The sequence below is a fragment of the Serratia sp. PL17 genome (genome assembly GCF_017832355.1).
GTDB lineage: Bacteria > Pseudomonadota > Gammaproteobacteria > Enterobacterales > Enterobacteriaceae > Serratia.
Genome location: NZ_JAFIBY010000001.1, coordinates 898,272 through 910,340, shown reverse-complemented (window position 1 = coordinate 910,340; position 12,069 = coordinate 898,272). Strand labels below are relative to the sequence as shown.

Sequence of the window (12,069 nt, the reverse complement as noted above, 5' to 3'; positions counted from 1 at the left end):
TTACGCCCCCACAAAATTGGTTACGTTGAGGTTGAAGGTAATGGACTCAAAGCCGCGTTTCGGCGTGACAACCGCACTCAGGCCGCTGTATTTCCCATCGGCGTAATCGGATTGATTCAGGCTGGTGTAGTTGGCAAACGGTACGGCGTTGATCACCGCGCTGCCGGCATAGGCACCTTTTTCGTATTGTTCGTTAAAGGCATCCTGGTTGAGTTTCGTGTCGATCACCTGACCGAGGATCAGCCCGTAGCTGATGCCAGAACGCAGCGTTTTTAATCCGCGGCGCTGCAAGCGGTCGATGCCGTTCTGCTCGTAGTAGAGCGGATTGACGGTGGTGTTAGAGCCGTTAATGATCTCATTGGCCAGATCCATCTCCAGATTGATAGCGCACCAGGCCACTGCATACCAGTAGTTGAACGGCATGCCATCCAGCATATGGCCGGCGACCAGCATCTTGTTGCTTAAACCACCCTCGGCAGCCGTGCCGATGTAGTTGATGTTGCTGTCCTGCAGGGCTTTCAGCAACTTGCCGTTCCCTGAAGGCGGGTAATCCGTCACGCCATACATGAAGCGGAACGCCATCGGCGGCACCATATTCGACGAGCTGGGATCGTTGGCCAGCGAAGACTGGAACGGTGCCGCCATAGAGAACTCGGTGGCGCCAATGCCTGGAGCTTCAACGCCGGCGAAAACATTCGGGTATTTCCCCGACGCCCACGCTTCATAGGTGGCAATGGTGGTGGTGACAAAAAACTTCACCAGCGCACCGGGCGAGGTGTAGCTGTTCGCCAGCGTCTTGAACGAGGCCTCTTCGTCCCATTCGCGGGGAACAAGGTAGGAGAAGAATTTTTGATAGGTGTTACCCAGCGAAATATCTTCGTCGATAAACTTGCTTAATGCCGTGACAGCCGCCGATGCACTCATTTCGCCCAATTCCAACACATAAACCGCTCGGCTGGTTCCCTGCGCCCAGTAGGTAGTATTCATCTGCTGGATTTCACCGGCCGCCACCGAAAGCACGGTCCCCATCGTTGTTGCGGTACCCGGATCTGTGCTCAGCGCATAGGTAAACGCCTTGTCACCGGTCACCGTGGCGGTATGCGCACCGTTGTACCCCTCAGGTGCCGCACCGGAAATCACCACAGGCACCTTATCCCCGTTGGCCCAGCCATGCGCTTCGGATAGCGTCACCGTAACGATATTTGCCGCCCAGGCGATTGCCGTCATCGTTTTCGCCGACGCGACAATCGTTTTCAGGTCATCTTTTGACGTCAACAACTCATAACTGCCTGGTGCCAACGTCGTCCCCCCGACAGAGACCAGCGCGCCAGATTTCAGCAGCTGGGTCGGCTTCGGTGGGTTGGTGACCGATACATTAATATTCACAATGGCCATTTAATTATTTCTCCACATAAATGGACGGGATGGCAGACGTGATCAGCTGGCGGGCGACATTCCTCATCCGCTGCTGATAGTAATTGACGCGAAATTTAATCTTCTTCCGCATGGCGATGATGTTGAGCTCGTTTTGCGTCACGCGCTCATCCTGCACCACGGGAATATTCATCACGCCCATCTCGGCATCATCGCTGAGCGTGTATTGCTGGACGTAGCGGAGAAAGTCCTCTACGGATGCATTGCGCAGACCAGTTACCGAGATCGTCACATCCTCGGAAACCAGCTGGTACTGGTTGGATTTTTCATCCAGGTAAAAAGCGCCAGCGACCGGTACCGGGTCACTGCATTTCACCGTGGCATACGGCGGGGCCAGGTTCTGCATTGACAGCATGGCCGGAAACATCGGCATGTACTGGTTCAATGACAGCCAGATCGGCAGTGAACTGGAAACCACCACATCCGCCAGATCGATATCGGCCGGCGAGTTGATGATCTGCGACATCATGTGCGGGTAAATGGCGTGCCCGGTGTAGTGGTAAATATTGGCCGGTTCGTTCAACCCGGAGCGGCGGGAAAATGCAAAACGGATGCCGTAGAACTCGCCGATGTAAAGCACCTCGGAGCCAATATCATTGAAGGGATCGATATCGGCCTGCGCGGTAAACGTCACCACGTTTTTGTCGTAGAGCTGCTCCTCATCCTGAATGCTCTCTGTCGTCAGGTGCAGATACCCTTTCACGTCCTTGGTATCCGGTTCACTGTCCGGATCATCGGTAATAATCGACGCATTTACCCAAAACACGAAACCATCCAGCGGAAGTACTTTCCTGATGTACTTCGTGAAAGTGACCACCTGAAAGCGACTCAAGTCGTCAAGCCCCTGCGTCAGTGTGGCGTTAAGCTCGGTTTTCGCATTCTGCTGCAGTTCACTCAGGGAAGGCATTTAACACCCCGCTTACCCAGGCGCGCATGGCTGCCTGATAATTTCCTGTATCGATAAATGATGCTCGCGGATCGCCTTTCTTGTTTTTGAAGCGCTTCGAGATGCCAAGCAGCGCGCGTCGGGTTGGGACGCCCTGCATACCGTTCATCTCGTCGTTATCCAGAAAGGCCACAAACAAGTCGTGGATCCGCGACATGGATTCTGCAAGCGGATCTCTTGATGGCGGTGCGCCAGCCAACATATTTTCAAGATTTGCGGCGAGGTCTTTACTCATCAGCTCGGCAATGTCATTGCCATACCTATCGAAGAAGGTCTGCATAATCTGGTATTTTTCTTCCAGATATTCAGCAACGTCGCCGGTTGTGGTGTTCTCATCCCCGTAAGGAATATCGATAACACCCAGATGGAAGGTGATCATGACAACCCCCACAGGCTGCCAAATTGCTGGGCAATCATCAGGTAGCGACGCCCCCAAGGGTCCTGAAGCATTTGAAGGTCAGCAAGTGACAAATCTTTGAAGAAGTCAGGAACCAGACGCTGCGCACTGGTTGCGTTGTCTCCGGCTCCGGTAATCACGCCAGCTTTGAAATCATTCAACCCATATTCTTTCCTGAAATCAGAAAACACCGACTCAGTGCCGTAATTGACCAGGAACGACGCCCCGAGGTTGTAAACAGCCACGGTATAGAGGTTCGGCATGACGCACGCGATATCCTGGTTAACCCATTCGACCGCGCCGCCATAAGCCAGGGAAAATGATGGAGAGTCGTCGGGAACCTGCTCAGCAGTTACCTTCATGTCAGTTCGAATGAATTCAATAAATCCCGACAGGCTCGTCGTCATTTTTTCTTGCTCCCGGATTTTTCAGTCACGATGGTTTCGTTAACCACATCTGCGTCTTCGTTGTCATCGCGGCCTTTCGCCTGCTCTGCGCTGACTTCCATCTCACCGGAATAGCCGGTGCCGCTATCGCGCAACGAGCTGTCGAGCGCAGCCACGGATGCCTGGCGACGGTTGTGCGCACCACGTGTCAGATGGATATCGTTATCGCGGATGGTCTTTTCGATAACCGACGCTGAAACTGGCTTATTGATGCTGTAGCAAAGCCCGACAAATGCCTGGCTTTGGTCGATTTTCGTCGAGTCGATCAGTCCATACATCTGGTGATGCTGAATAACTGATTCCACCTCGTCAGTGGAACCGTCGAGCACCATCATCTGGTCTCCGTGGTTAATCGGGATCTGGACAAGCCGACCGGTCTCAAGTTTGCGGTAAGCAAAAATCTGGCGTTGTTTGGTGGTGTTAGCGATAAAGAGTTTCATTGGTTACCTCATAAAAAAGCCCCTGCAGAGTTTCCCCGGCAGAGGCTTAATCACTACAAGAATGGATCAGGCGCTGTACGCCATCGACAAGATGGTGATGGCTTCCGGACGCACTGCCCAGCCTGCGGTAGAACGCATTTCGGACAGAACATCAATCGCGCCACCAGCAATCGGCGTCGGGATTTCACGAGGCGCGGCCATGTCGCAGAACATCAGGGCGTTCGCAGCAAGAGACGGGGTCAACTTGGCGAATTCGTTGGTATTAACAGTCGAGTTAACCATTGGCACCTCGACTTCCGGGATGGTGATAACCACAGCATCAGTACCACCTGCGCCTGCACCGATCAGGGTGTCGTCATACACCCAGTCAACCTGGATGTTTGCGCCCTTCAGAACCTCTTTCACCGTGCCGCCAACGGTATCAGTACCGCCGCCAGGACGCTGGTAAGAAGTCAGCTGAACGATTTGCTGAATCTCCATTGCGCCCAAAATACGCTGAGGACCAAGGATAACGACACGCTGCTGGCGACCTAACTGCATGGTACGGGTCATCGCAGCCTGAACATGGCCCAGCAGATACACAGCCATCTGACCGTGATCATAAGTCAGCACGGTGGCGTTGTTGTTGCTGTCCGGCGGCAGAGACTCGGTGGTCGCACCCGCGGTATTCAGCAGGCCTTCACCACCGGCGGGGTTCATACCGTACAACAAAGCAGAGCGGAGCTGCTGGAAGATACCTTGGCGCATACCGAGGCGCTGGGCCTCCGGCAGAGCAAAGTTCCAGTTACCGGCCGCTGCCATGTCGTGGTGATCGTAGATACCACGGCAGCGGAACAGATAAGTTGGGGTAGAAATCATCTTCGCATCCATCGCCACGCTTGGCAGCTGGTTTCCGTTTCCAGACTGGCTGGAGGTGGATTGGGTACGGATATCCAGTCGGCGCATGTAGACGTACTGGTCGCCAACGCCGAGGCGAACTTGCGGGTTACCGCTGGCGATGGTTTCAAAAGCACCAGACGCCTGCTGATAACCAATGATCATCTCCGGCGCGATATACGACGGATTGACGATGGTGTAGCTGGGGGTAATTGCAGCCATTTAATTCAGCTCCCGATTAAAGTAAGACCAGCGCGCAGCTGTCGGTGTTATTCCAGGTCAGGAAACCCGTCGCGCTGTCATAGCTGACAGTCTTTGAATTTCCTGATTCGATGGCGATCACTTTTACCGGCAGCGTGATGTCGGAAGGTGTTACTGCACCTATAGTGCCTTGCGTAGTAGCCGGGCCTCCCGGTGCTGTTGCTGTGGCATAGGTGAAGGTGGTTGAGTTCGTAACGGAAAGCACAACAACGGTGCCGTTGTACGCTGCCGGCACAACGTCGTTGATTTTCACGTACTGACCAGCGCTCAGGCCGTGAGCTGATGCGGTGGTTGCCGTTGCCACACCCGCGGCATAGGTCACAGCGGTAGTCGCAATATCAGCACCAGCAAAACCGGCCGCAGCCGCGGTGGTGATCTGGTTGTTGACGAAGTCCCAGGCCAATGCCGTTTTAACGGATGCGCCACTGGTGCCCAGCGCAACAACCTGCGCAGACGCTTTCAGCGGAACGCGCATGTTTGAGCCGAGGCGATAGTACGAAACGCTCATACCGGATGCGTACAGTGGCACCGGTGACTGCGGAGTGGTCAGGCCGTTGTGCGCCTGGTTGAATACGGTGAAACCTTCCAACTCAGCGACAGACGCTGCACGGCGGATGTATGAACCACGCGGACTAGACTGCGTGCCTGACAGAAGTTCAGCCACCGGCAGACCGCCCCAGAGCGGTTTAGTTTCAGTTGCCGCCACGGTACCCGCGGCCAGATTAAAGCGGTTAGCCGGGTCATCCAGAGCAATGCCCTGAACATAACCGTCGGACTGCACACCGAAGGAACCCAGCGCATTCGTGGTTGCCATCGGATTAAGAGATAAATTAGCCATGCTTTAGAGCTCCCGTTAAGCCTGGTTGTTGAAACTAGTGACCTGACGTTTACCTGACTGGAACGGAGCCCAGGTAGCAGCAGGATCGCCTTCGAATGTGCTGATCTGGCGGCCTGTTGCATCTGCGCGTTTGATTTCACGCAACATGCCAGGGCCTACAGACAAGCTTGCCGATTTTTGCGCGTCGGCATAAATCTGCTTTTCAGCAAACCCAAGCAGCGCGGAATCAGCGATTGATGACAGGTCGACGGTCTTAAAGTCCGGCGAATGTTCCTGCAATTGGATCATCAGACGGCGACGGTATGCCAGTGGCTTTTCGCCAGACAGCGGGACCGGGGCGCGTTTGCCGAAACTGGAGAAAACGCTATCGGCTTTTACCTGGGCATCGGCGACTTCGTTACGCTCTTCGTCGCTAAGTTCGGAAGGTATACGCGTTTTAAGGTCTGCGATTTGTTGGCGAAGTTCAGAGTCTGCTTTTTCTTTTGCCGCCTTTTCTTCTGCAGCTTCAGCATCAGCTTTCTCTTTGGCCTCCGCGTCAGATTTTTCCTTGGCGGCCTTCTCTTCCGCGTCGGCTTTGGCTTTCGCCTCTTCTGCCGTTTTCTCCTCTGCATCAGCCTTTTCTTTCTTGGCTGCCTCTTCGGCATCCGCTTTTTCCTTGGCCTCTTTTGCCTCAGAATCAGCTTTTGCCATGCGGGCATCGATCGCTTTGTTGATAAGCGCTACGATTTTTTCCTCGTCCATCTTTTCAGCCTCATTTGGAATGGAATCAGATTTAACACCAGTAGGGGATAGGAGCTTGTCCCATACCCCCTGTTCACAAATTGCAACGTGGTCGAGCAATACCGGGGAACCTTCCACCAATAGAGGCTGACCGTCGATTTTGATGATTGAGTCCTGCATTTCGCTATACGTGACGGTTGGCGAGGTGCTTAACTGCCTGGTCGCCATAATTCCGGCGGCTTCGACGTCATACACCCGGGCGATAGCCCAGACCTCGCCATTATCAGCAACCCAACTGTTCGTCAGGGTGCCAATAACACGCTTCGCAAATTCATCGCTATCGAGCTTGTTTTTCTCCGGGTGCAGCCAGATGAGCGGTACACCGGCAACGCGTTGGAGAAACTCAGGGGTGAGATAGTCATCCGGGTTACGGAAGGCCATCTGTTGATCTGCAGAGCGCCAGGTAACCCCTGTTCCGGTCACCCGGATGGCGAACATCCACATGTTGATAAAGTATTGCGGGCTGCTTAATGTCCCATCAGCGATGAGCGTGGCCACTTCGGTTTCATTGAGCGCCTGCTGCGCCAGCATCTCAGCAAAAGGCTGATGAAGCGGTTTAGGCAGATCGTCAATATGGAACCACCCGGCGGCCAGCGATTCGTCGTTAAGCTTCGCTTCGAACTGCTCCGGCACCTCAGCGCGAAACGTCAGGTAATCACCGTAGACGCTATGCGGGTTCAGCGGGCCATCATACTGATAACCCACTTCTTCCAGCACTTCGCGGCGCGCGGCATCAATAGCGAGCTCGCCCGGCTCGACCGAGCCGCCAGGTTGACACCACGTTCCATCATCAGAGCGCTGGATCAGGAAGACGAACTTACCCTGACGGAACATTATCCCGCTGCCAAAAATAGCCACGTTTTAATGCCCCTATGCTGCTTTCATTGACTCCATGAACTTGTGACCCTTCTGGGTCAGCATGTATTCAGGAATACTGCGGATGTTGTAGATGTAGGTCACATAGCACTGGCAGAAAACCTCTTCACCAGGCTGAGTGATTTCATCGAGATACCCGGCAGGACCGGCTTTCACATACCCGTTTTTTTGCGCCCAGTTCCCGCGGATCAGGTAGTACAACTGATCGCGCTCCTTGTGGTCTTCGCGGAAGTCATAACCAGGCCTGCGCCAGTGGCTGTGCCATATCGCCGCAATCGCGTTATTGCTCGTTGCTATCACGTTATCAATATTGGCTATCAGCTTGCGGTTTTGGTCGATCATCACACGGCGCGATTCATAGTCCACCTTCTCGGCAGCCTTCTGAATATGATCCGCTGTTGCCCGCATCGTCCCTTGAATGCCAGACAGCGCGATGCTATCGGCAGAAGGTATGCTGCTGGCCCAGCCGCTAAAACGCGACAACGTTGTGTCGATAGCTTTTTTGCGGTTGAGCTGGATAAGGTCGGCGCTGGACAGGATCCGCCTGTCGAGTTCAGTCCTCAGTTTTGGCTCAAGGTAGTTGAGCGTAAAGCGGGATATGCCCTGGTGCCGTTTCAGCGCGCCAGCGCGACCCACCTGCAGATCGTACGATTTAGTCAGGTTCCGCGTGACCATCGCCATGTAGTCGTCCGCCGTTTCACTCTCGGCAGCCTGCCGGATGATGCTCTGCCAGCGCTCCAGCTCCTCGCGAGACGTGTAGCCGTTGCGAAGAAAGAACTTCACCGCCTCGCGAACCGTTCTTGTAAATGTCCTCATAGCATCATCCCACCGCTCGGCTCTTCAGCCTTCGGTGGCTCTGGCGGCGGATTATCTTTTAGCGAGTCGTAATCAAGGTTAAGCCGCTGAGGGAACAGATTCTCGTTGGCGTTGGCGTTTTCACACGCCCACTCGATCAGCGTTGCGCGGTTCTCTGGGTCCGCCGTGAGTTGCGGCAGTATCGCCTCCAGCATGCTGACGATGGCCTTAAAGCGCGTTTCGTCTACCTTCACCTTCTCGCTCTCCGGCTCCTTGAGAGAGGACGACCAGCGGTACTCGAAGTTATTTATCCACATCGAGAAATGCAGGCTGTAGGTGTTTTTCAGCTCTGGGAAGTCGGCGCGCAGCGACTGGAAGAACTCAATGCTCCACGCCCGGTACTGGCAAACACGAATGAAGAATGCATAAAGCTGGTCCAGCCATTCACGAATATTATCGATGTAGACCGCTACGGAGCGGGCATCTTCAGTGCCCTCCCCAAAGCCCTGGGCGAACGTCTCAGAGTTGAGAATGATCGCCGGCATGTCAGCAGCGGCGGCCACGTTCTCCAGAATGTGCTTACGGGCAGAGTCGAGAGGATCCTTAAGATTACTCAGGTCGATAGACTCAACAGTATCGGCGTCACCGATCTGGAGAACTTCCCCCGTCTTCCCACGCTTCAACATCATTCGCTTAATGCCACTGAGCTTCTGCATCATGTTGTTGACGACAGAGCTTGGCCCCTTGATTTTCGTCACCAGTAAACCGCCTTTCACCGCAACCATATCGTCGGTACGCATGGTCTGGATGAAGGATTTCAGCGGATATAGCGCACGCTGGTAGACGCTTCGCCCGGTAAAGCCGAACGCCGCCGGGTTGTACGCCAGATAAATCGGGTCCTCGTTCTGCACGACGACGCAGCGCGATTTGTGGTATGGCTTTCCGGCCACCCGAATACCCTCGACTTTCTGGAAGTCCTGGGCATTTGGATCCTGATTAAGCACGATGCTGCCAGCGGTGTTTAGCGGGTCAAGAATGTTAAAACTGACGCTGTGCTTGTACAGCGTGCGGTAGTCCAGTGACTCATTGGGCGCCTGGTTGTCCACCAGCATCGCAACCGCTGATACACCGTAAATTCGGGCAATGCGGGCGGCGTTGGCAATGAGCTGGTTAGCTCCCAGGGCTTTCCATTCGCGCTCAAACGCATCGCGCAGGCGCTGCTCAAGGCCATAAGACTGAGCAACATGCACAGTGCGCGGTTCGTTCATCGCCATCTTAATTGGGCGATCCACCATCTTGCCGCCCAGCGGGTGGTAGAGGTAGACCGTTTTGCAGGTCTGATAGCCCGCCGTAGATCCTGGCTGGATATCATCGCTGTCCAGCAATGCCATCAACTCTGAATGAGAGCAGCTGCCGATTTCGAAATCATCTTCGTTCATTGGTTTTCTCGTCAGAAGCCGTCGCCATTACCAAGCCCAAGCGCGACGCCATAGTTGAAACAGTCAAACAGGTCATCGTCCTGATTCTCTTCGCCAATGATGAACTGGAGCACTTGCGTCAGAAGGTGGTTTTTCTTCGACTGCTTGTATTCCACCAGCTTGTCATAGGCGTATTTCGAAATGCGTACTTTCCCCGACGCCACGTACCCGGAGATATTGATGGCGCGGGACTCTTTGGGCAGCGATGTTAATTCGCTGTCAATGGGGTGAACGTTCCAGCCCTCATTAGCCCCTTGCTGCAATAGCGTGATGCCGGTGGCTTTGTCCTCGATAAACAGGCCGCCAGTACCCAGTCTCGCCAGACATATTTCGCTGAGGTGTTTAGCTTTCCCAATCCACTGCGGCACTATGTCTTTCAGGAAATATCCGTCAATCTGGATAATGTCCCAGTCAAGAATGACCAGACAGGGCGTTGGAAAGTTGCTAAGTGCGAACCAGATGCAAGCTGAACCATCGTGCTGGAGATCACCTTTCTGTGCGCAATCGACAACGCCATAGACGGTATCGCAACTCGCCGGGTAATCGACCGGGACGCCATTCTCCAAAAGCCAGTCCATCTTGAAGAAGTTCTGCCCACGCCAATCGACGAAATCAGCGTTGTATTCCTGCTGAACCACCATCGGCGGACGGCCTGCGATTATGCGCGCCAGCGCCTCGGGGTTAATTGTCGGGTTCGCCGACGTGGGCGCGTGGTGCTCTTCCCAACCCATCGATTTATCGTTGCAGGCCTGATAGAAAAAGTTTTCATCGTCCACGCCCTTGGGTGTGCCAGCCATAACAGCATCGCCGTCATAGTCGAGCAGCGTCGGCTCTATCGCCTGCTCCCAAATATCCCGCATGCCCTTTTTGACCAGGCTGCCTTCATCGATGATGACTTTGTGATATTTACGCGAACGACCGGCATCCGGGTTATCCAGCGTCCAGAATTCCACCTGACCGCCGCCAATCGTTTCGATTATCGAATCCGTCTTGCTGGAACTAGTGGTGATCGGCTTGAGCAGATCCCGAATGGCCTTAAACGAGGGCAGCAGGATTTTATAGGACGGCGCAAACCAGCCCACGCGCATCTGTTTTGCCGCCCAGTTGCCGCCAGCCTGCTCTAACATGGTGGTTTTACCAAAGCGGCGACCAGCACGGACCACTTTCCGCTTCGCCGGCGAGCGATATATTTTCTTCTGCCCGTCATGGAACGGCAGGAACGTGATCGTGTGTTCAGTCGCCATCGGGAGAATTCACCAGGTTGATAATAATTTGAGGCTCACCGCCCTCGTTACTTTCTGCGGCGGCTTTTCCTCCTTTGGGCTGCATTAATTGAATCAGCATTTGGCGTGCTGATTTTTTATCTTCGGTTAGAAGCTCAATGCCATTTTTTGTCTGCTTCACGCCAAGGAAATAAGCGTGCTCATTAGCATCAAGGTCGCGGGTATCCCCTATTAACAAATCCCCTTCACCCTCGCCATTGCAGCGCGGACAATCCGGGTTAGGGTCAGCGTTAGTGACAAAACCAAGACCGCCGTAGTCAGGTTCAGACCTTCCGTCCTTCATCGCTTTTGCTGCAGCGCGGTCATACTCTTGAATATCCCGCCACTGATATAAATTATTTTCGCCCCAGCAATGGCGACAATTCACACGGCGATATTGCGTCAGCACATTAGGGTCGGCCCGCGTTATCGCCACCAGTTGGTCGACTATCTCATCCAGGTCAGCGGTATAACGCTTTCTCATCCTGTTTTTTATTTCACGGATAGCACGGGCAATGTTGGGTTTTCTATACAAACGGCTCGCTTCTACATACGCCGTTTTTTTGTTGTCGCTGTACCCGGCAAATCGGTATCCGCCAATCCTGCTGTTCGTCTTAGCGCAGCCATACGCAAAAAGGGCTTCTTTCTCCGTTAATCCGAATTCATGGGGATCCAGAACCAGATCGAAATCGTCACCTGGCTCTTTTTCTTCGTTGGTAATCTGCCCGCGCTGGCGTGACTGGTCATCGTTATCTTGCAGATTTTTTTGGGGCGTTTTTTTTGGGGCAGAACTTTTTTTTGCCCCGTTTTTTTGCCCCGTTTTTGCCCTTGCCCCTTTGGTACGTTTCCAGCCGTATTTACCCGCCATGTAACGCAGGGCTTTTATCGTGATTCCGTGCTTATCCGCCACAGCCTGGAGGGAAAGCTCACCAGCACAGAAATCACGCTCGATTGCTTTCTCATCCGGCTTGCTCATCAGTCACTGTCCTGTTGTTTCTCGCGCCTTAGCAATTCGCTGTATGCCTGTATGTCCCCGTTCTTGGCTCGCCTATACAGCGCGCCCCTTAATTCAGCCTCTCCTTTTGCCCGCCCTTTCCTTATAGCGACTCGAAATAGCGATATCTGCTCTCTGTCCTTTTTCAGGTCTTCCAGAGAAATATCCAACACGTCAGCTATCTGCTGCTCGTTCAAACGACGAGCAGCCAATGCTTCGATGTTCGCTATGGGTAAAGTTTGCATA

At 53.9% G+C, this 12,069-nt stretch carries 13 protein-coding genes; all 13 read right to left on the bottom strand.

Going from position 1 to position 12,069, the window contains the following annotated elements; all coding sequences use genetic code 11:
* Complete coding sequence (locus JOE25_RS04545; protein ID WP_209632909.1) at window positions 1-1,395, bottom strand: hypothetical protein; 1,395 nt, start codon at window positions 1,393-1,395, stop codon at window positions 1-3.
* 4 nt (window positions 1,396-1,399) lie between these two features.
* The gene (locus JOE25_RS04540; RefSeq protein ID WP_209632908.1) at window positions 1,400-2,341 is read right to left on the bottom strand and encodes a hypothetical protein; all 942 of its coding nucleotides are present in this window, start codon (window positions 2,339-2,341) and stop codon (window positions 1,400-1,402) included.
* Window positions 2,325-2,759 carry a hypothetical protein gene (locus tag JOE25_RS04535; RefSeq protein ID WP_201895423.1) on the bottom strand — a complete coding sequence of 145 codons (435 nt, stop codon included), beginning with the start codon at window positions 2,757-2,759 and terminating at the stop codon, window positions 2,325-2,327. The genes JOE25_RS04540 and JOE25_RS04535 overlap by 17 nt, the downstream gene beginning before the upstream one ends.
* Window positions 2,756-3,184 (bottom strand): hypothetical protein, encoded by a 429-nt coding sequence (locus JOE25_RS04530; protein WP_197837755.1) that lies wholly within the window; start codon window positions 3,182-3,184, stop codon window positions 2,756-2,758. Before JOE25_RS04530 ends, JOE25_RS04535 begins: the two co-directional genes overlap by 4 nt.
* Window positions 3,181-3,663: a hypothetical protein gene (locus tag JOE25_RS04525; protein WP_209632907.1), complete on the bottom strand. Its 483-nt coding sequence runs from the start codon at window positions 3,661-3,663 to the stop codon at window positions 3,181-3,183. Before JOE25_RS04525 ends, JOE25_RS04530 begins: the two co-directional genes overlap by 4 nt.
* A gap of 66 nt (window positions 3,664-3,729) precedes the next feature.
* On the bottom strand, window positions 3,730-4,761 hold the full coding sequence (locus JOE25_RS04520) for a DUF2184 domain-containing protein (RefSeq protein ID WP_209632906.1): 1,032 nt from the start codon (window positions 4,759-4,761) through the stop codon (window positions 3,730-3,732).
* 16 nt (window positions 4,762-4,777) lie between these two features.
* Complete coding sequence (locus tag JOE25_RS04515) at window positions 4,778-5,638, bottom strand: hypothetical protein (protein ID WP_209632905.1); 861 nt, start codon at window positions 5,636-5,638, stop codon at window positions 4,778-4,780.
* 15 nt (window positions 5,639-5,653) lie between these two features.
* Window positions 5,654-7,276: an NUDIX hydrolase gene (locus JOE25_RS04510; RefSeq protein ID WP_209632904.1), complete on the bottom strand. Its 1,623-nt coding sequence runs from the start codon at window positions 7,274-7,276 to the stop codon at window positions 5,654-5,656.
* 12 nt (window positions 7,277-7,288) lie between these two features.
* Entirely contained in the window at window positions 7,289-8,110 is an 822-nt protein-coding gene (locus JOE25_RS04505) for a hypothetical protein (protein WP_209632903.1), read from the bottom strand.
* Window positions 8,107-9,528, bottom strand: coding sequence for a phage portal protein (locus tag JOE25_RS04500; protein ID WP_209632902.1), 1,422 nt, complete (start codon window positions 9,526-9,528; stop codon window positions 8,107-8,109). The genes JOE25_RS04505 and JOE25_RS04500 overlap by 4 nt, the downstream gene beginning before the upstream one ends.
* Window positions 9,529-9,539: 11 nt before the next feature.
* The gene (locus JOE25_RS04495) at window positions 9,540-10,811 is read right to left on the bottom strand and encodes a hypothetical protein (protein ID WP_209632901.1); all 1,272 of its coding nucleotides are present in this window, start codon (window positions 10,809-10,811) and stop codon (window positions 9,540-9,542) included.
* Complete coding sequence (locus JOE25_RS04490; RefSeq protein ID WP_209632900.1) at window positions 10,801-11,805, bottom strand: terminase small subunit; 1,005 nt, start codon at window positions 11,803-11,805, stop codon at window positions 10,801-10,803. Before JOE25_RS04490 ends, JOE25_RS04495 begins: the two co-directional genes overlap by 11 nt.
* Window positions 11,805-12,068 carry a hypothetical protein gene (locus JOE25_RS04485; RefSeq protein ID WP_209632899.1) on the bottom strand — a complete coding sequence of 88 codons (264 nt, stop codon included), beginning with the start codon at window positions 12,066-12,068 and terminating at the stop codon, window positions 11,805-11,807. The genes JOE25_RS04490 and JOE25_RS04485 overlap by 1 nt, the downstream gene beginning before the upstream one ends.
* Window position 12,069 lies beyond the last annotated feature (1 nt).

Bases quoted from the DNA above. Each gene is read 5' to 3' on its own strand.
- JOE25_RS04505 (WP_209632903.1), bottom strand. From the start codon at position 8,110: ATGAGGACATTTACAAGAACGGTTCGCGAGGCGGTGAAGTTCTTTCTT.
- JOE25_RS04490 (WP_209632900.1), bottom strand. From the start codon at position 11,805: ATGAGCAAGCCGGATGAGAAAGCAATCGAGCGTGATTTCTGTGCTGGT.
- JOE25_RS04485 (WP_209632899.1), bottom strand. From the start codon at position 12,068: ATGCAAACTTTACCCATAGCGAACATCGAAGCATTGGCTGCTCGTCGT.
- JOE25_RS04520 (WP_209632906.1), bottom strand. From the start codon at position 4,761: ATGGCTGCAATTACCCCCAGCTACACCATCGTCAATCCGTCGTATATC.
- JOE25_RS04525 (WP_209632907.1), bottom strand. From the start codon at position 3,663: ATGAAACTCTTTATCGCTAACACCACCAAACAACGCCAGATTTTTGCT.
- JOE25_RS04500 (WP_209632902.1), bottom strand. From the start codon at position 9,528: ATGAACGAAGATGATTTCGAAATCGGCAGCTGCTCTCATTCAGAGTTG.
- JOE25_RS04530 (WP_197837755.1), bottom strand. From the start codon at position 3,184: ATGACGACGAGCCTGTCGGGATTTATTGAATTCATTCGAACTGACATG.
- JOE25_RS04545 (WP_209632909.1), bottom strand. From the start codon at position 1,395: ATGGCCATTGTGAATATTAATGTATCGGTCACCAACCCACCGAAGCCG.
- JOE25_RS04515 (WP_209632905.1), bottom strand. From the start codon at position 5,638: ATGGCTAATTTATCTCTTAATCCGATGGCAACCACGAATGCGCTGGGT.
- JOE25_RS04535 (WP_201895423.1), bottom strand. From the start codon at position 2,759: ATGATCACCTTCCATCTGGGTGTTATCGATATTCCTTACGGGGATGAG.
- JOE25_RS04495 (WP_209632901.1), bottom strand. From the start codon at position 10,811: ATGGCGACTGAACACACGATCACGTTCCTGCCGTTCCATGACGGGCAG.
- JOE25_RS04540 (WP_209632908.1), bottom strand. From the start codon at position 2,341: ATGCCTTCCCTGAGTGAACTGCAGCAGAATGCGAAAACCGAGCTTAAC.